The sequence below is a fragment of the Sulfitobacter sp. BSw21498 genome (assembly GCF_006064855.1).
Classification (GTDB): domain Bacteria; phylum Pseudomonadota; class Alphaproteobacteria; order Rhodobacterales; family Rhodobacteraceae; genus Sulfitobacter.
This window is the reverse complement of record NZ_CP040753.1, coordinates 1,581,688-1,607,882: the sequence shown is the minus strand read 5'-3', so window position 1 is coordinate 1,607,882 and position 26,195 is coordinate 1,581,688. Positions and strand designations below refer to the sequence as shown.

27 protein-coding genes and 1 other RNA gene are annotated in these 26,195 nt (G+C 59.9%); 18 read left to right on the top strand and 10 right to left on the bottom strand.

Features of this window, described 5'->3' with window-relative positions:
* Positions 1-7: 7 nt before the first annotated feature.
* From E5180_RS07895 to E5180_RS07870, 6 genes are all read right to left on the bottom strand, one after another.
* Positions 8-1,132: an SPFH domain-containing protein gene (locus tag E5180_RS07895; RefSeq protein ID WP_138923896.1), complete on the bottom strand. Its 1,125-nt coding sequence runs from the start codon at positions 1,130-1,132 to the stop codon at positions 8-10.
* 33 nt (positions 1,133-1,165) lie between these two features.
* Positions 1,166-2,125: a DUF2927 domain-containing protein gene (locus E5180_RS07890; RefSeq protein WP_138923895.1), complete on the bottom strand. Its 960-nt coding sequence runs from the start codon at positions 2,123-2,125 to the stop codon at positions 1,166-1,168.
* Positions 2,126-2,151: 26 nt separating this feature from the next.
* On the bottom strand, positions 2,152-3,327 hold the full coding sequence (locus tag E5180_RS07885; RefSeq protein ID WP_138923894.1) for a toxic anion resistance protein: 1,176 nt from the start codon (positions 3,325-3,327) through the stop codon (positions 2,152-2,154).
* 37 nt (positions 3,328-3,364) lie between these two features.
* Positions 3,365-4,252, bottom strand: coding sequence for a 5-bromo-4-chloroindolyl phosphate hydrolysis family protein (locus tag E5180_RS07880; protein ID WP_138923893.1), 888 nt, complete (start codon positions 4,250-4,252; stop codon positions 3,365-3,367).
* A gap of 3 nt (positions 4,253-4,255) precedes the next feature.
* Entirely contained in the window at positions 4,256-4,486 is a 231-nt protein-coding gene (locus E5180_RS07875) for a hypothetical protein (protein WP_138923892.1), read from the bottom strand.
* 97 nt (positions 4,487-4,583) lie between these two features.
* On the bottom strand, positions 4,584-5,594 hold the full coding sequence (locus E5180_RS07870) for a pseudouridine synthase (RefSeq protein ID WP_138923891.1): 1,011 nt from the start codon (positions 5,592-5,594) through the stop codon (positions 4,584-4,586).
* Positions 5,595-5,658: 64 nt separating this feature from the next.
* Here E5180_RS07870 and E5180_RS07865 point away from each other — a divergent pair, with 64 nt between their 5' ends.
* The 3 genes from E5180_RS07865 to E5180_RS07855 are packed head-to-tail and all read left to right on the top strand — an operon-like array spanning position 5,659 to position 7,171.
* A complete protein-coding gene (locus E5180_RS07865) occupies positions 5,659-6,114 on the top strand; it encodes a nucleoside deaminase (RefSeq protein WP_138923890.1) in 456 nt (151 codons plus the stop codon).
* Positions 6,115-6,119: 5 nt separating this feature from the next.
* Positions 6,120-6,740: a DUF5671 domain-containing protein gene (locus E5180_RS07860; protein WP_138923889.1), complete on the top strand. Its 621-nt coding sequence runs from the start codon at positions 6,120-6,122 to the stop codon at positions 6,738-6,740.
* Positions 6,737-7,171: a hypothetical protein gene (locus E5180_RS07855; RefSeq protein WP_138923888.1), complete on the top strand. Its 435-nt coding sequence runs from the start codon at positions 6,737-6,739 to the stop codon at positions 7,169-7,171. Before E5180_RS07860 ends, E5180_RS07855 begins: the two co-directional genes overlap by 4 nt.
* 7 nt (positions 7,172-7,178) lie before the next feature.
* Here E5180_RS07855 and E5180_RS07850 read toward each other — a convergent pair whose 3' ends face one another.
* Complete coding sequence (locus tag E5180_RS07850) at positions 7,179-7,871, bottom strand: metal-dependent hydrolase (RefSeq protein ID WP_138923887.1); 693 nt, start codon at positions 7,869-7,871, stop codon at positions 7,179-7,181.
* A 189-nt stretch (positions 7,872-8,060) separates the two neighbouring features.
* On the opposite strand from E5180_RS07850, the gene gatC reads away from it, so the two are divergent.
* The 7 genes from gatC to E5180_RS07815 all read left to right on the top strand — a co-directional run bounded on the left by gatC (position 8,061) and on the right by E5180_RS07815 (position 12,964).
* Positions 8,061-8,348, top strand: coding sequence for an Asp-tRNA(Asn)/Glu-tRNA(Gln) amidotransferase subunit GatC (gene gatC, locus E5180_RS07845; RefSeq protein ID WP_005852277.1), 288 nt, complete (start codon positions 8,061-8,063; stop codon positions 8,346-8,348).
* Positions 8,348-9,835 carry an Asp-tRNA(Asn)/Glu-tRNA(Gln) amidotransferase subunit GatA gene (gene gatA / locus E5180_RS07840; RefSeq protein ID WP_138923886.1) on the top strand — a complete coding sequence of 496 codons (1,488 nt, stop codon included), beginning with the start codon at positions 8,348-8,350 and terminating at the stop codon, positions 9,833-9,835. The genes gatC and gatA overlap by 1 nt, the downstream gene beginning before the upstream one ends.
* 38 nt (positions 9,836-9,873) lie before the next feature.
* Positions 9,874-10,620 carry a hypothetical protein gene (locus E5180_RS07835; protein WP_138923885.1) on the top strand — a complete coding sequence of 249 codons (747 nt, stop codon included), beginning with the start codon at positions 9,874-9,876 and terminating at the stop codon, positions 10,618-10,620.
* Positions 10,621-10,625: 5 nt separating this feature from the next.
* On the top strand, positions 10,626-11,285 hold the full coding sequence (locus tag E5180_RS07830) for an N-acetylmuramoyl-L-alanine amidase (protein ID WP_138923884.1): 660 nt from the start codon (positions 10,626-10,628) through the stop codon (positions 11,283-11,285).
* 100 nt (positions 11,286-11,385) lie between these two features.
* Positions 11,386-11,797: RNase P RNA component class A (gene rnpB / locus E5180_RS07825), an RNA gene on the top strand.
* A 182-nt stretch (positions 11,798-11,979) separates the two neighbouring features.
* Positions 11,980-12,147 (top strand): 50S ribosomal protein L33, encoded by a 168-nt coding sequence (gene rpmG, locus E5180_RS07820; RefSeq protein ID WP_005852281.1) that lies wholly within the window; start codon positions 11,980-11,982, stop codon positions 12,145-12,147.
* 127 nt (positions 12,148-12,274) lie between these two features.
* Entirely contained in the window at positions 12,275-12,964 is a 690-nt protein-coding gene (locus E5180_RS07815) for a VIT1/CCC1 transporter family protein (RefSeq protein WP_138923883.1), read from the top strand.
* Positions 12,965-13,200: 236 nt separating this feature from the next.
* Here E5180_RS07815 and E5180_RS07810 read toward each other — a convergent pair whose 3' ends face one another.
* Complete coding sequence (locus E5180_RS07810; protein WP_138923882.1) at positions 13,201-13,977, bottom strand: Bax inhibitor-1/YccA family protein; 777 nt, start codon at positions 13,975-13,977, stop codon at positions 13,201-13,203.
* Positions 13,978-14,845: 868 nt separating this feature from the next.
* Between E5180_RS07810 and E5180_RS07805 the strand changes: the two genes are divergently transcribed.
* The 4 genes from E5180_RS07805 (at position 14,846) to E5180_RS07790 (ending at position 17,930) form a co-directional block, all read left to right on the top strand.
* The gene (locus E5180_RS07805; protein ID WP_138923881.1) at positions 14,846-15,220 is read left to right on the top strand and encodes a helix-turn-helix domain-containing protein; all 375 of its coding nucleotides are present in this window, start codon (positions 14,846-14,848) and stop codon (positions 15,218-15,220) included.
* Positions 15,221-15,277: 57 nt separating this feature from the next.
* Positions 15,278-16,084, top strand: coding sequence for a histidinol-phosphatase (gene hisN, locus E5180_RS07800; RefSeq protein ID WP_171048922.1), 807 nt, complete (start codon positions 15,278-15,280; stop codon positions 16,082-16,084).
* Complete coding sequence (locus E5180_RS07795) at positions 16,081-17,421, top strand: 8-oxoguanine deaminase (protein ID WP_138923880.1); 1,341 nt, start codon at positions 16,081-16,083, stop codon at positions 17,419-17,421. Before hisN ends, E5180_RS07795 begins: the two co-directional genes overlap by 4 nt.
* 98 nt (positions 17,422-17,519) lie before the next feature.
* Positions 17,520-17,930, top strand: a complete 411-nt coding sequence (locus tag E5180_RS07790; RefSeq protein ID WP_138923879.1) for a CAP domain-containing protein — start codon at positions 17,520-17,522, stop codon at positions 17,928-17,930.
* 87 nt (positions 17,931-18,017) lie between these two features.
* Here the strand turns inward: E5180_RS07790 and guaD are convergent, their stop codons facing one another.
* Positions 18,018-19,310, bottom strand: a complete 1,293-nt coding sequence (gene guaD, locus E5180_RS07785) for a guanine deaminase (RefSeq protein ID WP_138923878.1) — start codon at positions 19,308-19,310, stop codon at positions 18,018-18,020.
* 117 nt (positions 19,311-19,427) lie between these two features.
* On the opposite strand from guaD, the gene mgtE reads away from it, so the two are divergent.
* The 4 genes from mgtE to E5180_RS07765 all read left to right on the top strand — a co-directional run bounded on the left by mgtE (position 19,428) and on the right by E5180_RS07765 (position 24,198).
* Positions 19,428-20,831 carry a magnesium transporter gene (mgtE, locus tag E5180_RS07780; protein ID WP_138923877.1) on the top strand — a complete coding sequence of 468 codons (1,404 nt, stop codon included), beginning with the start codon at positions 19,428-19,430 and terminating at the stop codon, positions 20,829-20,831.
* On the top strand, positions 20,831-21,388 hold the full coding sequence (locus E5180_RS07775; RefSeq protein WP_138923876.1) for a 5-formyltetrahydrofolate cyclo-ligase: 558 nt from the start codon (positions 20,831-20,833) through the stop codon (positions 21,386-21,388). Before mgtE ends, E5180_RS07775 begins: the two co-directional genes overlap by 1 nt.
* Before the next feature lie 74 nt (positions 21,389-21,462).
* Positions 21,463-22,275, top strand: a complete 813-nt coding sequence (locus E5180_RS07770; RefSeq protein WP_138923875.1) for a TIGR00282 family metallophosphoesterase — start codon at positions 21,463-21,465, stop codon at positions 22,273-22,275.
* Between the two features lie 150 nt (positions 22,276-22,425).
* On the top strand, positions 22,426-24,198 hold the full coding sequence (locus E5180_RS07765; protein WP_138923874.1) for an SLC13 family permease: 1,773 nt from the start codon (positions 22,426-22,428) through the stop codon (positions 24,196-24,198).
* 79 nt (positions 24,199-24,277) lie between these two features.
* Here E5180_RS07765 and E5180_RS07760 read toward each other — a convergent pair whose 3' ends face one another.
* The gene (locus tag E5180_RS07760; protein WP_138923873.1) at positions 24,278-26,050 is read right to left on the bottom strand and encodes an SLC13 family permease; all 1,773 of its coding nucleotides are present in this window, start codon (positions 26,048-26,050) and stop codon (positions 24,278-24,280) included.
* Positions 26,051-26,195: the final 145 nt, after the last annotated feature.

The window sequence follows — 26,195 nt, the reverse complement described above, 5'->3', positions numbered from 1 at the left end:
AACCGCTTTATGCACCGGCGGGCGGCGGCGGGGGCGGCAGCACTGTAAAGAGCTGCGCCAGTTCTGCCACGTCGTCAGCTTTCAGCCAGCCATCCTGACCCGGTGTCCAGACATAGGTTTCGCGTTTCAGCCCGCCATCGGCAGCCATGCGCCCCAAGGCGGCCTTGGAAAACGGGCCCTTGGTTTGGCCGTTTTCGGCCAGATGCCAGACCTTGTCGGGCTGAGGCGGCGGGGGAGGAGTGTGGGAGGCAGGGGCCGCGGCAGCGGGGCGGGGGCCCCACGGGCCTGCCTGCGCGGCGGCAGCCTGACCCATCTGCATCCCCAACCCAGCCCCAAGGCCGGTTTGCAGGGCGGCACCGGCAGCACCCTCGCGGCCCAGGGCTTCGGCGGCCTGAAACTGGGTGAACTTGTTAAGATCCCCGATCACACCCATCGAGGATCGCTTGTCCATCACCTCTTCTACGGCAGGGGGAAGCGAGACGTTTTCAATATAAATCTCGGGGATGGTCAGGCCGTATTCTGCAATAGTAGCCGAGATTTCAGTGCTCACCAGTTTGCCCAGTTCGCGGGTATTGGCGGCCATATCCATCACCGGAATATTCGACAACGCGATGCTGCGCGAAAATTCCTGCACAATGATGTTGCGGATCTGATAGCTGATCTCGTCCATGGTGAATTCGCCGTCGGTGCCGACAATTTCGGTGAGGAACCGCGCAGGGTCCGACACTTTGACAGAGTAGGTGCCATAGGACCGTAGGCGCACGGGGCCAAATTCGGGGTCGCGCACGATGATCGGGTTCTTGGTGCCCCATTTCAGATCGTTGAAACGCGTGGTGTTAACGAAATAAATCTCGGATTTGAAGGGGCTTTTAAAGCCGTGGTCCCAGTGCTGCAACGATGTCATGATCGGCATGTTGTTGGTTTCAAGCATATAAAGCCCGGGCGTAAACACATCGGCCAGCTGGCCTTCGTGGACGAACACCGCAGCTTGACCCTCGCGGACGGTCAGCTTGGCCCCGTATTTGATCTCGTGGCCCTCGCGTTCGAACCGCGACACCATCGTATCGCGGGTGTCATCGGTCCAGTGGATAACGTCGATGAATTGGCCAGAGAGAAAATCGAGAATACCCATGTCTTGGTCCTTTCGGGGGAAGTCGGAGGCGGGTTAAACGGGCCCGCCAAGTATTTCATTTGCGATCTCGCGAGCGACGGGGGTGGCCTCTTCGGCGGTCATGCCAGCATGCAAGCGAGGATCATAAAGCATCTTGAGCAAAAGCTCGTCATGGCGGGTCAGCAGCGCGAATTCGTCGTCATCGTTGAAGATCGACGGGCGTGCGGTGGGGCTGTCATTGGCAAGGCCAAGCCCCTGCGCGAGCTCTTCGTGGATGCACGACAGCCGCATAAGTGACGGGTTTTCTGCCCGGATCACGGCCACGGCAGCAGTATAGATGTTGGGGTCCGCACCCCCGGCATAGGCTGCGACGACGCAATAGGTATCGCGGCGCAGATCGCTGAGCGCGGCAAGGCTTTCGGCAGTGACACCGGGGATGCGCTTGGCTGCGAGGGCCAGAGCATCGGACCGGTCGTCCTCGCCGGCGACGATCACCATAAAGTTCGGTTTCCCCCCGACTGAGACGGAATGCTGCGTCGTCGCGGCCAGACGGGCGGCGTAATCTTTGATAGAAGCCTCGTCACGCGCGCGTTCAGACGGGGGTACGCCGTCGCCGAAAACCACCTCCATCCGCACGGGGCGTTCCCAGCGACGCATCGGGGATTTGTCCCCACGGCCGGTCAGGGTGGCATTGTATTCGTTGTAAAAGGCGATTTGTTCAAAGTTGCGCACCAGCATACCGGCAGAAAAAGGGGTATCCTGCCCGCCACCATCACGTCGCAAAAGGCCTTGGCTAAGCTGCGCCTGCTGAACCTGATGCAAATAGCTGCGCAGCTTGGCGCTTTTTTGCGACGTCGGCTTGGCCACCACAGGCGGCGGGGCCGGTGGCGTTTCGGGGCGCGCGATGGGCTTCAGCGTCGGTTCAACCGGGGGCTGCGGGGTACAGGCGGCGAGCGCGGCAAGCATTGCCACCGTGCCGAACCATCCTGCCTGCCCTAACCGTTGCCATGCCATATCGCGCGCTCCAAGCGTAAAAGGGATTAAACCGAAGAGGGTGCGGGCTTGGCCGCTTTGGCAGAGGCCAACGTGTCGCGCAGATTGGCTTCCATTTCCTGTAGGTCTTTTTCGGCAGAGGCGCGGCGCGCTTTGCCTTCGTCCGCGATTTGCAGGGATTCCTGAATGGTCCCGATCAGGTCGGCGTTAGCCTGTTTGACCGCTTCGATGTCGAAAACGCCGCGTTCCATCTCGGTGCGGATGACCTTGTTGCTTTCGCGCAAGTTCTGCGCGTTCGACGTCAGCAGTTCATTCGTCAGATCGTTGGCATCGCGCACGGCAGCGGCGGCTTCGGCGCTGCGCTGGATGGTGACCGCCTGCGCCAACTGGGTTTCCCACAGTGGCACGGTGTTCACGAGGGTGGAATTAATCTTGGTTACCAGCGACTTGTCGTTTTCCTGCACCAAGCGGATAGAGGGCAGCGACTGCATTGTCACCTGACGGGTCAGCTTGAGGTCATGCACACGGCGCTCCAGATCGTCACGCGCGGCGCGAATGTCACGCAATTCCTGCGCGACCATGACTTGATCCGCCTCGGGCGCGGCATCGACTTGCGCTTGTTTGGCGGGAATGGTGGTCGCGTCCAGCTCTGCCAGCTTGGCCTCGCCTGCTGCTATATAAAGGGCGAGTTCGTCATAGAACTGCAGCGTCTTTTCATACAGCATATCAAGTGATTTGATATCCTTTAGCAGGGTGTGCTCATGGGTCAGCAGCTCGTCCGTGACGCGGTCGATCTGACCTTGAACCTGTTCGAACTTGGCGGTGAACTTGGCAAAGGGGGCGGCGCGACCCAGCAGACGTTCCCACCAGCTGCGTTCACGGCGAACGTCCAGTTCCGACACCGAAAAACCGCGGATGGTCGTCACGATATTGCGCAGGCTGTCACCGGCGGGGCCAACATCCTTGTTCCGCACGTCTTGCAACATCGCTTGGCTGATTTCCTGCAGCTCAGCCTGCGCACCAGAGCCGAAACCGATAATCGATTGCGTGTCGCCCATGTCGATCTCTGCCATGCGGCTTTTGATCTCGGCCGATTGTGGCGCATCTGCCTTTTCAAGCGAAACGACAGCATCCGCGGGCGCGGGGTCGGCCAGCACTTGGGCGTTTACCTCATCCACCAGCGCTACGGATTGGGTGGCTTTTTCACGAACGGTATCAGACATGGTTCAAGTATTCCTATGTTCTTGCGGGTGCGACAGATTAATCGAGGCGCACGCCTTCTCGGGAAAGCCGCTCGCGCAGCACGTCGATTTCGATGTTCAGGTCGGTCTTGTCTTCCAATAGCGATTTTTGGGTGCGCGCGGCAAAATTTTTGTCCAGATCATCCAGCAAGGCCAGATAATCGGCACGCGCCTGCGCATCGCCTGTGCTGGCATATATGTCAGCGAACTTGATCGTCGCGTCCCGCGCACCCAAAAGGTAGACCGACAAATATTTGCGGGCACCGGTCAGATCGCGCGGGTCATCCTGTACAGTGCGGATCAGGGTGCGCGCCGTGTCCTGAAACTGGGCCAGGCGGTCCCGCGCTTGTCGGTCGCCTGCGCGCACAATAGCGGTGTTCATCGCGGCAAGGTGCTTTTCGGCCTCGTCCACGACACGGGCGACGCGATCTTTTTGAAAGCTGTCCACGCCTTCCATCCCTTTGGCGGTCAGCGGATCGATGCCAAAGGCCGACACATGTAGCCCCATCGCGGCCAAGCCATACAGCACGGGGGCCACCAGGCCGGGATCATTTTTATAGGCAGCCAAGGCCACACCCGCACCGGTGAGCAGGCTGGCGATGATCTTGCGCGGCAGGGCGGGGCGTTCAGCCACTTTGCGCGCGGTATAGGCGGCTTCGGCTTTTAATCCTTCGCGCAGCATCCACGCGGCACCGGTCAACGCCGCTGCGGCCACCAAGCCAAGGGCAAGCCCCTGAGCGCCGTCGTTCAATGACAGGAACACCAGCGGAATGGCGGGGATGAACAAGAGCGTTGCCCGCCCGCTTGCGGGGTCAACCTCTATGCGTTTTGCACGGGCTTCACGCGGGGCAGACGCGTCGCCGCTGCTGTCTTGATTGCTGTATTTACCGCCAAAGCGCTGTGCCATGGATCAAAGCCCCCCAAGCCAGCCGGTGGACACGCCGAACAGCAAAACGATCAGGGCGACATAGGTGATTTTCTGAAACGGTGTCGGTGCCATGGGGCGATAGATCTCCTGTCCCTGCGCGGGTGCCGATGCGCGACGGCTTGCGTCCAGTATCTTTGCGACGATTGTCACCAAAATGGCGACAAACGCAACAATCAGCGCCAGCGTGGCGACAATGACTAGCAATCGACCCATCAGACCTTCCTTTGTACGACATATAGTCGCCGTACCGGCCACCGACTAGGGTTGAGCACGTAAAAGAAGCTGACAAGGGGCCGTAAACCCAAAGAAATCAGGGTTTACGGGTGGATTTCACGCGGGTGCCGAATTTGCGCGGCGCAGGGGCGTCGAACGCAGTGCGGGCAGGCTTGGATTTGCCATAGCCGGGCTTGGGCTTGCCGGGGATGGTTTTGCCGGTGGCGGTCTTGTCGCCGGGTTCTTTTGGCAGACCGGGGCGACCGGGGCCTGGCTCTCCGGGTTTGCGCGTCTTTCGTTTGACGATACGCGCGGGCTTTTTCTTGACGGCGGTACCAGTGGAATCCGCAATCTCAAGCCCAAGCTGGTCACGGACGATCTTGCGTTTCAGCTCTTCGACCTCACCGGGTTTCAGCTCGCCCAACTGGAACGGACCATAGCTGGTGCGGATCAGACGGTTGACTGACAGGTGCACCGCTTCCATCGCGCGGCGAATTTCGCGGTTCTTGCCTTCGCGAAGACCGATTGTAAGCCAGGCATTTGCACCCTGTTGCCGATCAAGCGATACCGTCATGGGCTGGAAATCCTCACCATCGACGGTGATGCCCTTGCGCAGCGGTTCGAGCATATCATCGGTGGGCCGGCCATTCACCCGCACGCGGTAGCGCCGCAGCCAGCCGTTCGATGGCAGTTCCAAACGGCGTTTGACCTCGCCGTCATTAGTCAGCAGCAACAACCCTTCGGAGTTAAGGTCAAGCCGACCGACGCTCATGACGCGGGGCATGTCTTCGGGCAGATCATCAAAGATCGTGCCGCGGCCTTTTTCGTCGCGATTGGTGGTCACCAGCCCCGTGGGCTTGTGGTACAGCCAGACGCGGGGTGGTTCGGGCTCGCCGACGAGCTTGCCGTCCACGGTGATCGCATCGGCAGGCGTCACGTTCAACGCGGGCGAATCGATCTGCGCGCCGTTGACCCGCACGCGGCCGGCCTCGATCATGCGCTCGGCTTCGCGGCGGCTGGCAAGTCCGGCACGGGACAGGACTTTGGCAATACGGTCACCGGGTGGGGTGCCGGATTTCGGGGGCTGGGAGGGTGTATCTTCGCTCATACCACAGCGCTTACCCTGTTTCCTGCGCTTGCGAAAGGGCGCCGTTTGCGGGCATGAGACATGAATGAGCTTTACCTCTTATATGTCCATCGCATTAGAACAGGCCCGCGCCGCAGCTGCCCGCGGTGAAGTGCCCGTGGGTGCGGTCATCGTCGCACCTGATGGCACTGTCGTGGCCCAAGCTGGCAACCGCACGCGCGAGTTGAATGATCCGACCGCCCACGCCGAGGTGCTGGCCATTCGCGCCGCCTGTGCTGCGGCGGGGTCCGAACGGCTGGGCGGGCACGCGCTTTATGTGACGCTTGAACCCTGCGCGATGTGTGCCGCCGCGATCTCGGCGGCGCGGGTGGCGCGGTTGTACTACGGCGCGTCCGACCCTAAGTCAGGCGGAGTGGCACAGGGCGCGCGGGTGTTTTCCCACGCCCAATGCCACCACGCCCCCGACGTCTATGACGCCATCGCAGCCGCCGAGAGCGAAGAGCTGCTGAAGACGTTTTTTGCTGCGAAACGAAAAGGATAAGCGCCATGGCCCAACGGGATGAACTGAGCATTTTCGTGCGCGACGCGTTGACGGCAGGCAAGTCCCGCACCGAGATTACTGCCGCTCTGGCCCACGCGGGCTGGCGCAGCGCAGAGGTGCAGGACGCCCTGAACGGATGGGACGAGATGCCGTTCTCTCCGCCTGTTCCGCGCCCCGTGGCGACGGTGTCTGCGCGGGATTTCTTTACCTATGCGCTGACGTTTTGCGTACTGATTCTTGGGGCATTCAATCTGGTGGTTGTGTTGCAGGCGCTGGTTGATCTGGCCTTTACCACGGGGGATGGCGGCAGTGACCGGCCAATCCGCTGGGGCGTTGCCGTGTTGATTGTGACTGCGCCGCTGTACCTGTGGCTGACCCTGCGGGAGCGGCGGAAACTGGCGCGCGACCCTGCGCATTACCGGTCCGCGATCCGCAAATGGATGATCTATATCGGGCTGCTCTTGGCTGCGCTGACCCTGCTCGGGGATGCAATTGCCACGATCTATGCACTGCTGACCGGTGATCTGACGCTGCAATTTATCGTTAAGGCGCTGGTGGTACTGGTAGTGGCGGGAGGCATATTCGGTTTTTATGTGCGGGACCTGCGCGAAGAGGCCCCTGCGTGAACAAACTGCTGCTGATCTGCATGTGCTTGCTGGTCGGCGGGGCCATTGTCGGTGGCTTGATGGTGGTAGGTGGACCAAAGCAGGCGCGACTGGCGCGCGAGGACAAGCAGCGCATCAGTGACCTGCGGATCCTTCGCAGTCATCTCATGTGCATCGGCCACCCGCGCAAGCCGCTGCCCCCGGCCCTGACGGATGACGCCTATTGTCCCAGCACGCGCCACAGCCTGCACGATATCCTAACCAGTGGCGACCCAGCGAGCGGCGCACCTTATGTGTACCGCCGTTTAGGTGACACCGCGTTCGAGGTTTGTACGACGCTGGCCCTGAACCCGCAAAAGGCGCGCAAAGCTGCGTTTGATCAAGGCAACATCGCCCTGCGCGCCGACGACACCCTCTGCTTTACCGGGGAGCGTGCCGTTTCTATCGATTAGGGGGATCCTATAGCGTGATTGCCTTGAGCACTTCGGGCTCGATCACATCCACGCCGGGCAAACCGTCGACCAGCACCTGAGCCGATTGCTCAAGCGCGTCAAAGGTGCGGTAGTGGCAGGGGATCACGGTTTTGAAGTCGAAATACCGCTTGGCCGCATAGGCCGCGCCGGCCATATCCATAGTGAAATGTCCGCCCGCGCTCAGGATGCCGATGTCGGGTTTGTGGTAGTCGCCCATCCAATCCATATCCGCCATAATATCGGTATCGCCCGACACATAGACCGTGTGACCTTCGCCCTTGATCATAAAGCCGATTTCAGCCCCCATATAGACCGGCCCCGCGTCCCCATCGACCGAAGAGGAATGCGACGCCGGCACCATCGTCACGTCAACCTTGCCGCAGCGGATCGTGCCGCCTTTGTTGAAGCCCGTGGTGTTTTCCACGCCTTGCGCGCCGAAATAACCCATCAGTTCAACCATGCCCGCAACCGGCGCACCGGTTTTTTCCGCGACCATCTTGAGGTCTTGGGTGTGGTCGAAATGTCCGTGGGTCACCAGGATTTGCGTCACGCCTGACAGTGCGGCATCGTGCTGCGCGTCGTCCAGCATCGGGTTGCCGGTGAGCCAAGGGTCGATCAGCAGAATCTGATCCTCGATCTCGATGCGAAAGCTGCCGTGGCCTAGCCAGATGATATCCATTTTGGTCTCCCTTTATGTGGTGTCTTTCGCGGACTGTAGCGCGTGTTTGTGCTATGGGGAGCCTCCGGCTGGAGTTTATTTGGCAAAATGAAGGATCAACCGGCGCGATCAAGGGCTAGAAGCAGTGGCCAGACTTGCGGGGGCGGGCAGGGGGCGATAAACGGCACCCAATCAGATGAAGGAGCGCCCATGTCCATTGACGAGTCCACAGCCGCACGGGTGGCGAAACTGGCCCGCATCAAGGTCGAACCCGACGCCTTGCCCGCGCTGGCGCAAGAGTTCAACAATATCCTCGGCTTTATCGAGCAGCTGAACGAAGTCGATGTCGACGGGGTAGAGCCGATGACATCCGTAACACCTCAGGTGTTGAAAAAGCGCGAGGACGTGGTGCGCGATGGCGACCAGCAGGCCAAAGTGCTGGCCAATGCGCCCGATGCGCGTGAAGGTTTTTTTGCGGTTCCGAAGGTGGTTGAATAATGGCTGATTTGAACAAACTGGGCCTTGCCGAAGCACGTGACGCGCTGCGCAAAGGCGATGTGACCTCGGCCGAGCTAACCGGCGCATGTTTGACCGCCATCGAAGGCGCGGGCGCGCTGAATGCATTCGTGCACCACACCGGTGATCTTGCGATGGATCAGGCCAAGGCGGCAGATGCGCGGATTAAATCCGGTGATGCGCCTGCGATGTGTGGTTTGCCAATCGGCATCAAGGACCTGTTCTGCACCAAAGGCGTGCCGTCGCAGGCCGCGTCGCGGATCCTTGAAGGCTTCGTGCCCGAGTATGAAAGCACCGTGTCGCAAAATCTGCTGGATAGTGGCGCGGTGATGTTGGGCAAGCTCAACATGGATGAATTCGCGATGGGCTCGTCGAATGAAACCTCCGTTTATGGCAATGCTGTGAACCCTTGGCGGCGGTCCGGCGATGACACTGCGCTGACGCCCGGCGGGTCTTCGGGCGGGTCGGCGGCGGCTGTAGCAGCCGACCTGTGTCTGGCGGCAACCGGCACCGATACGGGCGGTTCCATCCGCCAGCCTGCGGCCTTTACCGGCACCGTCGGGATCAAGCCGACCTATGGGCGCTGTTCCCGCTGGGGCATTGTGGCGTTTGCCTCTTCGCTGGATCAAGCGGGGCCAATGACCAAAACCGTACGCGACGCGGCAATCATGTTGGGCGCTATGGCCGGGTATGACGCCAAAGACAGCACCTCTGCCGAGCTGGCCGTGCCCGATTTCGAAGCGGCGCTGACGGGTGACATTCGGGGCAAAAAGATCGGTATCCCGCGCGAATACCGCATTGATGGCATCCCCGCAGAGATCGATAAACTGTGGCAGGACGGTATTGCCATGCTGCGCGATGCCGGGGCCGAGATTGTCGATATTTCCTTGCCGCACACGAAATACGCTTTGCCTGCCTATTACGTGATCGCGCCGGCGGAAGCCTCGTCGAACCTCGCCCGCTATGACGGGGTGCGCTATGGCCACCGCGCCAAGCTGGACCACGGCGACGGCATCACAGAAATGTATGAAAAGACCCGCGCCGAAGGGTTCGGGGCCGAGGTGCAGCGCCGGGTTATGGTCGGTACCTATGTGCTAAGCGCGGGGTTCTACGACGCTTATTACAATCGGGCACGCAAGGTCCGTACCTTGATCAAGAAAGATTTCGAAGACGCATTTGCGGCAGGTATCGACAGCATCCTGACACCAACCACGCCGTCGGCGGCCTTTGGGCTGGGCGAGATGACGGATGCCGATCCGGTGGCGATGTATCTGAACGACGTCTTTACGGTCACCGTGAACCTCGCGGGGCTGCCTGGCATCGCGCTGCCGACCGGTATCAGCGACAAAGGGCTGCCCCTTGGTTTGCAACTGATTGGTCGCCCATGGGAAGAGGCCGATCTACTGTCTACCGCCTATGCACTAGAGCAGGCGGCCGGCTTTGTAGCCAAGCCGCAAAAATGGTGGTAAACCCCCGCCGATAAACCAGAGCAGATAAAGCAGGTCCGATGATGATACGTTGTTCAATTGTTGCAGCCTTGGGGCTCGCCCTCTCGGCCTGCCAACCCGCGGTCCCCGACAGTGGACGAGGCGTCGGTTTCGACGGTTCATTCGATTCCGCGCAAGCGCAGCGGGATACGGCACTGGCAGGCGGGGCGGTGGCAAGTATGCCGGCACCAGCCACTGTGGATGCCACGCCGCTGGATGCCGTCAATGACGGCTCCCCCGCCGCTACGGCAGCTGCAACGGCGCGTATTCTGGATGCCACGCGCCCCGGTGGTCTGGGCAACGATGCCGCGACCAATTCGGGCGTGGCACCGGTCAACGCCAGCCCGTCGAACCCTGCGCCGCCGGTGCTGGGGGCAGGGGGGATCTCGCAAGAGAACAACTTTGACGCGGTGGCCGATGAGCGCAGTATCGAAGGGGATGCGGCCCGCATCGCGGCCAATCGTGCGCAATACCGTGTGGTGCAGCCCGAGGCGCTTCCGGATCGCGCCGACGCCGGCCCCAATATCGTGGCCTACGCGTTGCAGAATTCCCATGCCGTTGGCACCGCGCAATATACCCGTCGCGGGTTCAACAAAGAACGCAAGTTCGCGCGGGCCTGCGCACAGTATTCACACCCCGATCAAGCGCAGATCGCCTTTCTGAGCGCTGGCGGGCCTACCAAAGACCGCGATGGCATGGACCCTGACGGCGATGGATATGCCTGCAACTGGGATCCAAGCCCCTACCGCAAAGGGGTGCAGGGCTAGGCCTGATGGTAGGCACGCCGCTGCACTGTAAATCTCCGAATCATGGGCCGCGCCGGAACGGGCTGCGGCCCTCTTTGATCGTGTTGCACTATACCGCAATGGACAGCGCCGAAGCCGCCTGTGCGCGCCTTTGTGACCCCGAGGCCGAAGTTTCGGCCCATTACCTCATCACCATGACGGGCGACACGATGCCACTGGTGCCAGAGGATCAGCGTGCCTGGCATGCGGGAGCCGGAGAGTGGCGGGGGCACTCTGACATCAATTCCCGCTCCATTGGGATCGAGCTCGATAATCGGGGCTCTCACCCGTTTCCCGAACCGCAGATGGCCATGCTCGAGACGTTACTGCGTGGCATCATGGACCGTTGGGCGATCCTGCCAGAAGGGGTCATAGGCCATTCCGATATGGCTCCTGGGCGCAAGGTAGACCCCGGCCCACGGTTCGACTGGCGCCGTCTGGCACGACAGAACCTCGCCGGAAAAGGAAACAGCCAGCGCGCGACTGCCGATCCTACGGTCGATGCCTTTGTCACAGCAGCACGTGCGGCGGGCTACACAGCCACGCATGACATAGACCTTTTGTTACAAAGCACACGCCTGCGCTTTGCACCTTGGCGCAAGGGGCCACTTTGCGCTGATGATATGGTCCTTGGGCATAATCTGTAGCATCACACCCGTTTCCAAATGGTTAAAAATCCTCGCCGAAGGCATCCGTCTGGCGAAACACATTGACCCCACCCGAATTTAGGCGCTAGGCGTGCAGCGCGCGGAAGGCTGGATGGCCGCGGTCTTGGCAACAAGGTCGAGGAAAGTCCGGACTCCCAGAAGAAACGGTGCCGGGTAACGCCCGGGCGGGGTAACCCGACGGATAGCGCCACAGAAAATAGACCGCCGCTTTGACGGGTCGGGCAACCGATACCACCGGAGAGGTAAGGGTGAAACGGTGCGGTAAGAGCGCACCGCGGAGGTGGTAACATCTCTGGCAAGGCAAGCCCCACCGGGAGCAATGCCAAATAGGGACCGCGCGCCGTGTCTGGCAACAGGCAAGGCGGGGCTACTTCTGCCCCAGCAGGTCCGGGTTGGCAGCTGTAGCCATGCAGGTAACTGTGTGGTCAGAGGAATGGTCATCCCCCGTTGTAAAGCGGGGACAAAATCCGGCTTATAGGCCTTCCGCGCATATTTACGGGCCAGCTCTCCTTATTTCGGGGTGGGAATGCCGGAAAATATCAATTTTTACGGTTCGTTTGGGCCGTGAGTTCGAAATAGCGGTTGACTCAGGCGCAGGCGTGACTAGAACCCAAAACTCAGGATTTCACGAGCGGTCGAACAGCGGCCGGCTCGTCGTTGCAGGAGAACGACTATGGCGAAGCCAACCACGATCAAGATCCGTCTGAACTCGTCCGCGGGCACAGGCCATTTTTACGTCACTAAGAAAAACGCACGTACCATGACCGAGAAAATGGTCATCAAGAAGTACGACCCCGTTATTCGCAAGCACGTTGAATACAAAGAAGGCAAGATCAAGTAAGATCTTACTGTCGACGCGATATGAGGGCCGCGCCTAGTGCGCGGCCTTTTGCGTTTCTATACCCCGGACAGTTGAATAGGCCTGCCGCTGCGGGCCTGTGTCGCGTTTGAGCGCAAGGAGGCGGGTCATGCCCAAGGAAGGCCATTACATCAACCGCAGCAACTGGCTGCGCGCTGCCGTGCTGGGGGCAAATGATGGAATCGTGTCAATCTCCAGCCTTTTGGTCGGCGTCACCTCGGCAGGGATGGAGACGGGCAATATCGCCCTAACCGGTTTCGCCGGATTGACGGCCGGGGCCTTGTCGATGGCGGCAGGGGAATATGTATCCGTTTCGGCGCAGGCCGATGTGGAGGCCGCTGATCTAGAGCGTGAACGCGTCGCTCTGGAAGAAGACCCCGATTACGAGCTGGAAGAGCTGGCCGAAGGGTTGGAGAGCCGCGGTGTCGATGCCGCGCTTGCCGTTGAGGTTGCGGCGCAGATGACGGACCATGACGCCCTGGGGGCGCATGCGCGCGAAGAGCTTGGCATGTTCGGCTTGGCAGGACAGGCAAACCCGCTACAGGCCGCAGGTGCATCGGCCCTTGCCTTTGCCCTTGGTGGGGCCTTCCCTCTGCTCGCCGCGCTCTGTGCGCCCGAGGGGCAGGGGCTATGGCCAATTGCCCTGACTGCCGTGCTCGCGCTGATTTTACTTGGTGGCGGCGGTGCCCGGCTCGGGGGGGCACCCATGAGGGCTGCTATTATCCGCGCCGTGGTCTGGGGGGCGCTTGCGATGGCGGTGACCGCTGGGCTGGGCCAGATCTTTGATGTGGCGGTGTAGGGTTGCGACGCGCCGTAAAGTGCAGCGGCGAAGATCCCTAAAAAGCGACCGGACCATCCGTTCTAGGTAGTGTCTTACCTAAGTATCTCGGTCTGAACGTACGATGAATTGTTCGGGCCAGACCTGTTTTCAATTGCGAAAGAGATCCCCTACCCAAGACAAAAAAAACGCCCACCGGCTCGAAGGTCGGTGGGCGCTATTTTTCACGTCTGCCGAAACAGGGTGGACAGCGTGTTTTACTCGCGGTTGCCGAAAAGCTGCAGCAACATCATGAACATGTTTATGAAGTTCAGGTATAGGCTCAGGGCACCCATGATACCGGATTTTTGCAGCCACTCCTGATCGCCGTGGTGCGCATGGGCCAAGTAGGTGTTCTTGATATTTTGGGTGTCATAAGCGGTAAGACCAGCAAAAATCAGAACGCCAATGGCCGAAATCGCAAAGACCAGTGCAGGCGAGGCAAGGAAGATGTTCACGATCGACGCGACCACCAGACCAATCACCCCCATAATAAGGAAGCTTCCCCAGCCAGAAATGTCCTTTTTGGTGGTGTACCCCCAGAGCGAAAGGCTAGCGAACGCAATAGAGGTGACGAGGAAGATCTGAATGATCGAATATCCGGTGAAGACCAGGAAAATCGAACTGATCGAGACGCCCATAACCGCAGCAAAGGCATAAAACAGCGTTTGTGCAGTCGCAGCCGAGATCTTGTTCATCGCAGCGCTAAGTCCGAACACAAAGGCGAGCGGAGCAAGCATCACGACCCATTTCAAAGGCGACGTGTACAACGCAGCCCCTAAGGCCGTCAGGTACTTGTCAGGGCCGATCTGCGCCGCTGCGGCCGAGGGATCCGTCGTAACAGCGAGGCCAGAGATGGCCCAAGCCGCTGCAAAGGTGATCAACATGCCGATAGACATGGTGCCATACACCTTGTTCATATGGGTGCGCAGCCCTTCATCGATAGCGGCGGCGCGGGATCCGGCAGCGGACCGGATTGTGTTCACGTCAGCCATGAATATCCTCCAAATAATAGACGTGTTGCAAAGTCGGTTTTCCGACCTCGGTATTGTGTCAAATATCGGCATCCACGCCATTGTTTTCAAGTGCTTTCACACTCAAATACGCAAGGTAGCTTAAGTTCGACGCGGTGCTTTGCCAAATGCCGCGCAACTGGGCGATGTCTTGCGATTAAGGATTAATCCTAGCGACTTCTGTCGTGCTCTGAATGCTGTCTATAGAACATTTGTGAACATTTGCCTAACGCGGGCGCTAGATTGGGAGTGTGACGGCATTAGGATGGGCCGTTTCTGCAGATGTCGTAACCCTACACCATGTATTAAGGTTTGTGGTGCAATCCTCAGTCTATGAAACCGATGATTCTCGCCGACCGCAGCTCTCGCACTTTTTGTAACGTTTTCGTTACCACTGCGATTGACGCGAATAATTTTTGCTGTGAGCGAAAGACCGCGTACTACCCGTGCGATGTCAAAGTGTCACATGCAGGGTGAGCTACGGTGTTGATATGTAACCGAATCTGTTTCGTGCATAAGCAGGGCAGGGTCACTGAAGTGGAATAATAACCAAGAATGCCGCAAAGCTACAGGTGCATGATTGGCCAAGATCATATGCAATCTACATTTCGCCCGCTAGGTTTACTTCTCGTATAAGGGGTAATTCATTCACTCAATCAACGCGTGATTGGGTGTTGCGGTTAAATGAGATGATAACTGAACGTATGTCCATTTTCATTTTATTTGCGCATAGCGATGAGATTTGTAAGTAGCACGTTTTGTCGGAAAGGACCACGTGAATTGGTCTCTTCCTCAATACTACAATTGCAAGCGTCGAAATTATGGGCGCTGAATTAGAAAGAAGATCGTGATGCCTCACAAAGTAGATGTTCATGTTGGCCAGCGGATACGACAGCGCCGTTGGTTGACCGGCATGACCCAGCAGCGCCTGGCAGAGCTTGTTGGCATAAAGTTTCAGCAGATCCAGAAGTATGAGACAGGCGCAAACCGCGTCAGCGCCTCTAGGCTCTGGGATATTGCCTTTGCTCTGAATGTCGATGTGGCCCATTTCTTCGAGGGGCTAGAGGCGGAAAAACCTCAGGCCGAGAAAGGGCTGGAAAACATACCTGCTGATCTGGTCGGGGATAAAGAAGCGATGGACCTCATCCGGTCCTATTATGCCATCCCAGAAAACCAGCGTCGGCGGTTGTTCGAATTGGCGCGTGTGCTGAGTGATGTTGCTTAATCGCTAACGCAAACTGTTATCTTGCAAGGATCTGGCGAAAGTGTCAGATCGGTAGCCATGATACAGAACTTGCATTCGGATCCCGATATACTTCGTGTGGGTCATCTACTGGCTGATGCAGCGCGTACGGCAATACTCCCCCATTTTCGACAACCTGATCTGCTTGCGGACAATAAGTTTCAAATTGGCTATGATCCGGTTACGGAAGCTGATCGAGCTGCCGAACGGGCAATGCGCGAGATTCTAGAGCGCGAACGGCCAGACGACGCAATTTTGGGCGAGGAATACGGATCCACCGAAGGAACTTCCGGACTAACCTGGGTACTGGACCCGATCGACGGAACCCGTGGGTTTGTATCCGGTACGCCCACTTGGGGCGTGTTGATCGCGCTCAGCGATGCGAACGGCCCGTTTTTCGGTATCATCGACCAACCCTATATCCGCGAGCGTTTTTTAGGGTATGGCGAACGGGCCGAGGTCATGGGGCCGTCGGGGGCGTACGCCTTGCAAACGCGAAGCCCTCGGCCCTTGGCCCAAGCCACCGTTTTCACGACATTTCCCGAAGTCGGCTCGGCCCCTGAAGGTGCGGCCTTTGCCAAAGTTTCACAACATGCGCGGCTAACGCGTTTTGGGATGGATTGCTATGCCTATGCTTTGGTGGCTTCAGGTCAGGTCGATCTGGTCATAGAAGCCTCGCTGCAACCCTATGATATTCAAGCACCTATTGCTGTGGTGCAGGCGGCGGGCGGTATCGTAACGGATTGGGACGGTGGCCCGGCTCATAACGGCGGCCGTGCAATTGCGGCAGCCAATAGCGAAATACACGCCGAAGCTTTAGAGTTCCTTAAGAATTGTCCGCTATGACCGAACTGCTGATACGCAACGCTGATCATCTTGTTACTATGGATGACACGCGTCGCGAATTGGTCGCGGCTGATGTCCTGTTGGCCGATGGTGTCATTGCAGCGGTAGGACATAACCTGTCAACCGAGGGGGAGGTGATTGAAGCATCAGGGTGTGTTGTGACGCCTGGATTGGTGAATACCCATCACCACCTCTATCAAAGCCTGACGCGGGCAGTGCCAGGTGGTCAGGACGCGCTGCTGTTTGGATGGTTGAAGACGCTCTACCCCATCTGGGCGCGTTTCACGCCGAATCATATGTTTGTTTCGGCGCAGGTCGGGCTGGCCGAACTTGCCTTGTCGGGGTGCACATTAAGTTCGGATCATCTCTATATGTATCCCAATGGCAGCCGGCTGGAAGATACGATCCATGCTGCAGCAGAACTGGGGATGCGGTTTCAGCCAACGCGCGGCGCGATGAGCATCGGGGAAAGCGACGGCGGCTTGCCGCCTGATGCTTTGGTCGAGCGTGAGGCGGCGATACTGGAGGATTGCATACGGCTGATCGACGGTTTCCATGACGGGGCGGCATCCTCTATGTGCCGTATTGGGATCGCGCCTTGCTCACCTTTCTCTGTGAGTAGGGAGTTGATGCGCGATGCGGCGCTGTTGGCACGGGACAAGGGTGTCATGCTTCATACCCATCTTGCCGAAAACGCCGAAGATGTTGCCTATTCGCTGGCGCGGTTTGGGTGTCGCCCCGGACAATATGCGCAAGATCTGGGTTGGGTCGGTCCCGATGTCTGGCATGCGCATTGCGTCGAACTTGACCCCAGCGAAATCGCGCTGTTTGCGCAGACCAAAACAGGCGTTGCGCATTGCCCCTGTTCGAATTGCCGCTTGGGGTCGGGGATAGCTCCCGTTCGGGCCATGCGGGATGCAGGCGTGCCGGTGGGTCTTGGGGTCGACGGGTCGGCCAGCAATGACGCAGGAAATCTCGTGGCCGAAGCCCGGCAAGCTATGCTGCTGCAACGGGTCTCGGGCGGGGCCAACGCCATGAGTGCACGTGAGGCGCTAGAGATAGCGACGCGCGGCGGGGCGGATATTCTAGGGCGGCCCGAATGCGGGCGGATCGCCGTCGGTGCGCGTGCGGATATTGCCATTTGGGATGTCAGCGGGATTGCAAGCGCGGGCAGCTGGGATCCGGCCGCGTTGTTGCTTGCCGGACCAACTTCTGTCCGAGACTTACTGGTCGAAGGGCGCAGGGTGGTAAGGGACGGGCAGGTTGTGACCATAGACTTGCCCGCGCAAATCGCGCGGCAGAACCAACTGGCGCGGGCCCTTCGCGATACTCTTTGATACCGCATTTGGCGGCGCGAGTTTATGAAGGAAGTCCGTTTGTATAAGCGCTGCGGAACGAGGGTGGTTTGATAATACGTATTGCTAGACAGCTTGGCATGGCGATTGTGATGATCGTTGCTGCGATCTGCTCTGCCGCGGCAGACCCGCTATCGGTAAAGATGCTGAATGCGATGCGCGCACGAGAGGGCGTCGCGCCGTTAACTTATTCATTCAGCTTGGAAGCTGCAGCGCGCGCCCATGCGCTGGACATGGCCCGGCACGGGTATTTCGCTCATAGCGGTCTGGATGGCTCGGGTGTTGGCGACCGCGCGCGCGCGCAGGGGTATCACTGGTGCTATGTCGCTGAAAACCTTGCCAAGGGTCAGCGTGAACTGGCGCAGGTGATGCAGGGATGGGCGCAGTCACCACCGCATTTCCGCAACATGATGAACCGCAATGCGCGCGCATTTGGCCTGTTTCAGGGCCCAGACCGCATTTGGGCGATGGTCTTGGCTGCGCCCTGCTAGGATAGACCCGTGGCGGCGCTGCCTGTTGTTCGTGCGGGACGCGCCGCTGGGAGTTTCAGGGGCAAAATGAAGCGACCGAGTGTGGCGCTAGCCCCGCCGCACCCCGTTAACCCAGACATCATCGATCGCACGGTCGTCGCCCATCATGATGGTCGCGAAAAGTTGGTCCCAGGTGTTTTGGGCATTCTCGCTTCGCTGCTTGATCGCTGGGGTAGAGGCGAGGTCAAGGATCGTGATGTCGGCCTCGTATCCTTCGCCGAGCGTGCCGATCTTATCGTGCAGGTGGAGGCTGCGGGCAGAGCCAGCTGTTGCCAACCACATCAGCTGTGCCGCGTGGGTGGGGGTGCCGCGCAGCTGACCGATTTCATAAGCTGCGGCCATCGTGCGCAACATGGAAAAGGATGATCCGCCGCCGGTGTCTGTCGCCAAACCGATGGGGATGCGCCGCGCCGCGATTTGCGCCATGTCGAACAAACCTGATCCGATAAAGGTATTCGATGTCGGGCAATGCACAACGGATGCGCCGTTATCGGCAAGGCGGTCGACCTCGCGCGGGGTCAGATGGATCGCGTGACCAAAGACCGCGCGGTCACGCACCAGCCCGTGTTCTTCGTAGGTGTCCAGATAATCGCGGGCATGAGGCACAAGGTCTTTGACCCAGGCAATTTCGTCGACCTGTTCGCTCAGGTGCGTCTGCATCAGGCAGGCGGCGCGTTCCGACCAAAGCGCCCCGAGTGCCGCCAGCTGTTCGGGCGTCGACGTGGGCGTGAACCGCGGCGTGATCGCATAGCTGGCGCGGCCCTTGTCGTGCCAGCGGTCAATGAGTGCCTTGCTGTCATCATAGGCGGATTGCGCGGTGTCGCGCAGCCCTTCGGGTGCGTTGCGGTCCATGCAGGTCTTGCCCGCTACGATCCTTTGGCCACGCGCTGCCGCCGCCTCGAATATGGCGTCGACGCTGGTGGGGGCGATGGTGGCGAAGGAGCATACTGTGGTGGTACCGTTGGCCAGTGTCAGGTCCAGATAGCGCCCGGCGATATCGCGGGCATATGCGGGATCGCACAGGCGCATTTCCTCGGGGAAGGTGTAGGTGTTGAGCCAGTCAATGAGCCGTTTTCCCCAGCTCGCGATGATTGCGGTTTGGGGGTAGTGTACATGGGCGTCCACAAATCCCGGGCAGATCAGCCGGTCGTCGTAGTCTTTGACCGTTGCTTGCGGATGTGCCTTGCGCAGATCGCCGGCGCGGCCCACGGCCTTGATATGCGCGCCCTCAATCAGAACCGCGCCGTCGCTATCGATACGGACTGTATCCTCCCACGGGTCAGAGAGGGGATTGCCCGTAAAACGGAGCGTTTGGCCAAGGAGGAGTGTTTGTGTTTTCATGCGGCTTGTCTAACCCCAGCCCGCAGCGGCCACAATCCGTTTGGGTACGGTTCCGCGCCATTGTATCCGCGCTTTGCCCCGCATATGGTCTGCACAAATTCGTAAGTGGGGGCAGCTATGGTTGACGACGCGCAGGAACTTGAACTCTCCCCCGATGCTGAGGACGAAGCCGAGGCATACCGGCTGAACAAAAAGGCTGTGGCGTCCATCCTTTATGCGGTGGAAATCGACGACGCCGCCAAGCTGACAGAGCTGATGGAACCGCTGCATGCGGCCGATATCGCCGACCTTCTGGAACAGATCAGCGCGTTCGAGCGGACCAAGCTGATCCGGCTTTATGACCGTGAGTTCGATGGTGAAATCCTGTCGGAGCTCGACGAATCGATCCGCGAAGAAGTCATTGCCATTTTGACGCCCGAAGTGTTGTCGGATGCTGTACGCGACATGGACAGCGATGATGTTGTTGACCTCATCGAAGACCTTGAGGATGCGCAGGCGGAAACCATTCTGGGTGCCTTGGAAGATGCCGACCGGGTCGCGGTTGAGCAGGCGCTGAACTATCCTGAATACTCGGCCGGTCGTTTGATGCAGCGCGAGGTCGTGATGGCACCGGAGCATTGGACGGTGGGCGAGGTGATCGACCACCTGCGCGCCACCCCCGAAGAAGACCTGCCTGACCAGTTCTATCACATTGTTATGGTCGATCCGCGTCTACATCCGGTGGGTAATGTCACGTTAGGCAAACTGATGCGGTCCAAGCGCGCCACGCCGATGCGTGATATTCTAGAAGACACGTTTCAGGTCATCCCCGCCTTACGCGACGAAGGCGATGTGGCTTATGCGTTCAACCAGTACCACCTGATTTCGGCCCCGGTTGTCGACGACGAAGGCCGTCTGATCGGTGTGATCACCATTGATGACGCCATGTCCGTGCTCGACGAGGAACACGAAGAAGATATTCTGCGGCTTGCCGGTGTCGGGGAGGGCTCTCTGTCCGACCGCGTGATAGAAACGACAAAGCAGCGTTTGCCTTGGCTTGCGGTGAACCTTTTGACCGCGATCGCAGCGTCGATGGTGATTTCGCAGTTCGAGGCCGCGATTACGCAGATCGTCGCGCTGGCGGTTTTGATGCCCATTGTCGCCTCTATGGGCGGCAATGCAGGCACTCAAAGTTTGACCGTCGCCGTGCGCGCCATTGCGACCCGCGATTTGACCGGATCGAACGTCTGGCGCGTGATCCGTCGTGAATGTCTGGTGGGCCTCGTGAACGGCTTGATTTTCGCCATCATCATGGGGGTCGTTGGCCTCTTGTGGTTCGGTTCGCCCGCCCTCGGGTATGTGATAGCGACCGCGATGGTCATCAATATGGTCGTGGCGGGACTGGCAGGGACGGGCATCCCGATCCTGCTTGAACGGTTCGGCGTCGATCCCGCGCTTGCCTCTGGGGCTTTCGTGACCACAGTGACGGATGTCGTGGGCTTTTTTGCCTTTCTCGGGCTGGCCGCTGCGGTTTTGCTGTGATGGATATGATTGCGACCAAAGCTGCGGCACGCAAGGCTGCTTTCGCCCGTCGCAAGCCGCTGTTTGATACGGCAAACGCCGCTCAGGCGGGGTATCTAAGCGAAGTGCTGGCTGGGTATCGTGGCGTGCCGCTGTCCGGCTTTCTACCCATCCGCACAGAGATCGACCCGCGCCCGGCCCTGGCCGAAGCGGCAGCGCATGGGCCCGTGGGCGTGCCGGTGATCATGGGGCCGGCGCAACCCTTGCGATTTTCGCGCTGGACGTCCGAGACCGCGCTGGTGGACGGTGTATTTGGGGCGCAAATCCCCGCTTTGGATGACTTTTTCGACCCCGAGATTGTGATCGTGCCGCTGCTGGCGTTCAACCGCTCTGGCGGACGTCTGGGGTATGGCGGCGGGTTTTACGACCGCACGCTTGAACAGCTGCGCGCGCGGCGGGCGACCTTGGCGATCGGATTTTCTTTTGCGGGACAAGAGGTTGACGATCTGCCGCTTGAACCCACAGACCAGCCGCTTGATCTGATCGTGACAGAGACGGGCGTGATCGAGATCGGCTAGCCTGACCGGCACAAGCGCAAAAACTCCAGCGCCGCCCCTTGCCCTCGGGCGCTGCGCAGCCTAACGCTGGGGGTATGAAAATACTCTTCCTCGGCGATGTCATGGGCCGCGCGGGCCGCCGCGCAATCAGCGAAAACCTTTCCCGTTTGCGGACGGAATGGAAGCTCGATTTTATCGTGGTGAACGGTGAAAACGCCACTTCTGGCATGGGGCTGTCTGGCAGCCACGCCAAAGCGCTCCTGGACGCGGGCGCAGATTGCCTGACCCTGGGCGACCACGCGTTCGATCAAAAAGACATGCTGAGCTTTATCGAACAAGAACCGCGCGTCATCCGTCCCCTGAATTTTTCCAAAAACGCACCGGGTAAAGGCGCACGGTTGTTCACCGCCCAGAACGGGCGCAAGGTGCTGGTGACGCAAGCGCTTGGTCAGGTCTTCATGAAACGCCCCTTTGACGATCCGTTTTCGGCGCTCGAACCCGTGCTCAAAACCCATCCGCTGGGGGGCATGGCCTCTGCGGTGATTGTCGATATGCATTGCGAAGCTACATCCGAAAAGATGGCGATGGGGCATTGGTGCGATGGCCGCGCCAGCCTTGTTGTGGGCACGCATACCCATGTGCCGACCTCTGACGCGATGATCCTGCCCGGCGGGACAGCCTATTTGACGGATGCTGGCATGACCGGCGACTATCATTCGGTCATCGGGATGGAAAAAACCGAACCCCTGCGCCGGTTTATCACGGGCATGCCCAAGGACCGGTTCACCCCCGCCAACGAAGAGGCGACCCTGTCCGGCGTCTATATCGAGACGGACGACCGCACCGGCAAGGCGACGCGCATCGTGCCCGTGCGTCAAGGCGGCAAGCTGCAGCAAAGCGCCCCATAACCGCCATGCTGCGGGGGATGACAGACCCGTATCCGGAATAGCGCAGGGCAGGGGCATCTGACAGTTGCCCCAAGGCGGCGCTTGCCGTGGACGAAGCAATCGACGAAACTGCAGTCTGATTTTCCTTTGCCCAAGGCCGGATATACCTGAATGGACTTTCTAAACCTGTCGGATAGCACCTCTGCAATCCTGGCGTTGACCGTTGTTGTGATCATGTTCGTCATGTTCCTGCGCGAATCCCTCCCGACCGAGGTCGTGGCGCTATCGGGGGCGGCCGTCATGCTGGCGCTTGGCATCTTACCCTATGATGATGCGCAGGCGGTGTTGCAGAACTCGGCCCCTTGGACCATTGCCGCGATGTTTATCGTGATGGGCGCGTTGGTGCGCACGGGCGCGCTGGATGTCCTGACGCGGATGGCCGAACGCTACGCCAAGACCCACCCCAAGTCGGCAGTGGTCGGTGTGATCGTGGCTGTGATGGCGGCCTCTGCGGTGATGAACAACACGCCCGTGGTGGTGGTGATGATTCCGGTCGTGGTGCAGCTGAGCCAGACGCTCGGCACCAAAGCTTCTAAGCTGCTGATCCCGCTTAGCTATGCGGCGATCATGGGCGGTTCGCTGACACTGATCGGGACATCGACTAACCTTCTGGTGGACGGTGTCGCGCGGTCTCAGGGGCTAGAGCCGTTTGGCATCTTTGAAATCATGCCCATCGGTCTGGTGGTCTGCGCATGGGGGCTGATCTATATGGCTGTCTTCGCGCCCAAGCTGCTCCCTGCGCGTGACAGTATGGCGAATATGCTGTCGGACCGATCCAAGATGAAGTTCTTCACCGAAGCCGTGATTCCGCCGGACTCCAACCTGATCGGACGCGAGGTGCTGGATGTGCAGCTCTTTAAACGCGAAGGCGTGCGGCTGATCGACGTGGTGCGCGGCGACCAATCCTTGCGCCGCGATCTTGCCAGTGTCGAACTGCGGGTTGGTGACCGTGTGGTTCTGCGGACCCAGATGACGGAACTCCTGAGCCTTCAGGCCAACAAGGAACTGAAACGTGTCGATCAGGTTTCCGCCGTTGAAACCTCTACCGTAGAGGTGCTGATTACACCGGGCTGCAAAATGGTGGGCCGCACGCTGGGGGCGCTGCGTCTGCGGCGGCGCTATGGCGTGTACCCTCTGGCGGTGCACCGCCGGAACCAGAACATCGGCCGCCAGCTCGATGACCTTATCGTCAAAGTCGGTGACACGCTGCTGCTCGAGGGCGCGATGGAGGATATCCAGCGTCTTGCCGCAGATATGGATATGGTCGATGTATCGCAGCCCTCGGCGCGCGCATTCCGGCGTGGGCACGCCCCGATCGCCATCGCTGCACTGGTGGGTATCGTGGTGCTGGCCGCTCTTAACATCGCGCCGATCCTGCTGCTGGCGGTGCTGGCCGTGGCCCTGGTACTGGTCACAGGCTGCATCGACGCCGAGGAGGCCTTCAGCTTTGTCGACGGCCGCTTGCTTGCGCTGATTTTCTCGATGCTCGCCATCGGGGCAGGGTTGCAAAACTCCGGTGCGATCAGCCTGATCGTTGATAATATCGCACCGTTCCTTGGCACACTGTCACCCTTCTATGTGATCTTTGCGGTGTTCCTGCTGACGACAACGTTGACAGAAATCGTGTCGAACAACGCGGTGGCAGTGATCATGACGCCGATTGCCATCAGCCTCGGGTCCGCGCTTGGCATGGACCCGCGCCCCTTGGTAGTCGCGGTCATGATCGCAGCGTCGTGCGCCTTTGCGACACCCATTGGCTACCAGACGAACACGCTGGTCTACGGTCCGGGCGGCTACCGTTTCACCGACTTCATGCGCATCGGCATTCCCTTGAACCTGTCGATGTCGTTGCTCGTCTCCCTGATGATCCCGTTGTTCTGGTAACGCACAGCCCGCGCTTCCAAATGGATTAAATCCCGGGGGTCCGGGGGCTGGCCCCCGGACCCTTCACTTGCCCTGCGCCCTAAAGTGGCCAGAACACCAGAATGGCCGGAATAGACACCGCCACGACGATGATCTCAAGCGGCAGCCCCATGCGCCAGTAATCGCCAAAGCTATAGCCCCCGGGCCCAAGGATCAGCGTGTTGTTCTTATGTCCAATGGGCGTCAGAAACGCGCTTGAAGCCGCGACGGCGACCGCCATCAGGAAGGGGTCGGGCGATACATCAAGGCTTTGCGCCATCTGGATGCCTACAGGGGCAGCAACGATGGTTGTGGCGGTGTTGTTCAGCACGTCCGACAGGGTCATCGTGACCAGCATCAACACGGTCAGCACCACCCACGCGGGCATCCCTTGGGTCAATCCGACCAGCGCACCGGCAATCAGCTCCGTCCCGCCAGAGCTTTCCAGTGCCGCCCCCAGCGGGATCATCGACCCTAGCAGGACGACGACTGGCCATTCAATATGGGTGTAAAGTTCCGACAGCGGAACGATCCGCGCCAGCACATAGGCGATCACCACCAGCCCCAAGGCCACAGGCAGATAGATCAACCCAAAGCTCGCCGCCGTCACCGCGCCGGCGAACAGACCAATAGCAAGCCAAACCTTGTGGTTTTCGGTCACCGCCAGCCCGCGGTCGGCCAATGGCAGCACGCCCAGCCATTCGACCACATGCGAGGCGGTATCGCGGGGTACCAGCAACAGTAAAATATCGCCCACCTGCAACTCGGTCTTGCGCAACTGGGATGTGATGCGTTTGCCGCGCCGCGACACCCCCAGCAGCACAGAGCGCTGCCGCCACGACAGGCCAACTGCCTGTGCAGAACGGCCATTCATACGGGAATCGCTGGTGACCACGACCTCGATGATCTCGACGCCTTCGCCATCGGCGTGCAGCCGGTCCTCGCGGTCGGCGTCGGCGACGTGCAAATCCAGCGTGCTGCGAAACTCGTCGAGCGCATCCGGCGTGGCCTCAAGCACCAGCGCATCGCCCGCGCGCAGGGGCAGGTTGCGCGATTGGCCGTAGCGGCGCTTGCCGTCGCGGATCACCCCCAGCATGGCGACATCAGCCTTATCGGCGACATCCTGAAGTTCGGCCAGACGTTTGCCAACTTGGGCGTTGCCTTCGGGGATCGTAAGCTCTGCCAGATAGGGGGACAGGTCTTCGGGGCCCAATACGTTGTTTTCGCGTTGCGGAATGAAGCGCCAGCCGATCAGCGCGACAAAGGCCAGCCCCGCCGCCGCCGCAATCCCGCCCACGGGGGCAAAGTCGAACATGCGAAACGGTTCCCCAAGGGATTCCTGCCGGATCGAGGCGATGATGATGTTGGGCGGCGTCCCGATCAGCGTCGCCATCCCGCCAAGGATCGTGGCAAAGCTCAGTGGCATCAGGCTTAACCCCGGTGATCGCCCCGCCTTGCGGGCGGTCTGGATATCTACCGGCATCAGCAACGCCAGTGCGGCCACGTTGTTCATAAAGGCCGATAGCACCCCGCCGATCACCCCCATCAGGGTAATATGCCCGCCCAAACTGCGCGAGGCATCGACCAGCGTGCGGGTGATCAGCAGCACCGCCCCCGACCGCGTCAATCCCGCCGATACGATCAACACCAGCGCCACCACCAGCGTCGCAGGGTGACCAAAGCCGGCAAACGCATCCTTGCTCTCAACGACCCCCAGCACCACCGCGACCATCAGCGCGGAAAAGGCCACAAGGTCATAGCGAAAACGCCCCCACAGCAGCATGCCGAACACGGCGGCAAATAGCGTAAACAGAATAATTTGGTCAGTGGTCATTTCGGCATACCTTGGGTGAACTGCGCTTGCAGCACTAGCAGCCGCACCACAGGCTGTCTGCCCCAAACGCTGCCACGGGGGGCCGCGTGCGCGGTGGCTTGTTCAGGTGCCTAGGCTGCCGTATAGAGGGCCAACACTGAATTTT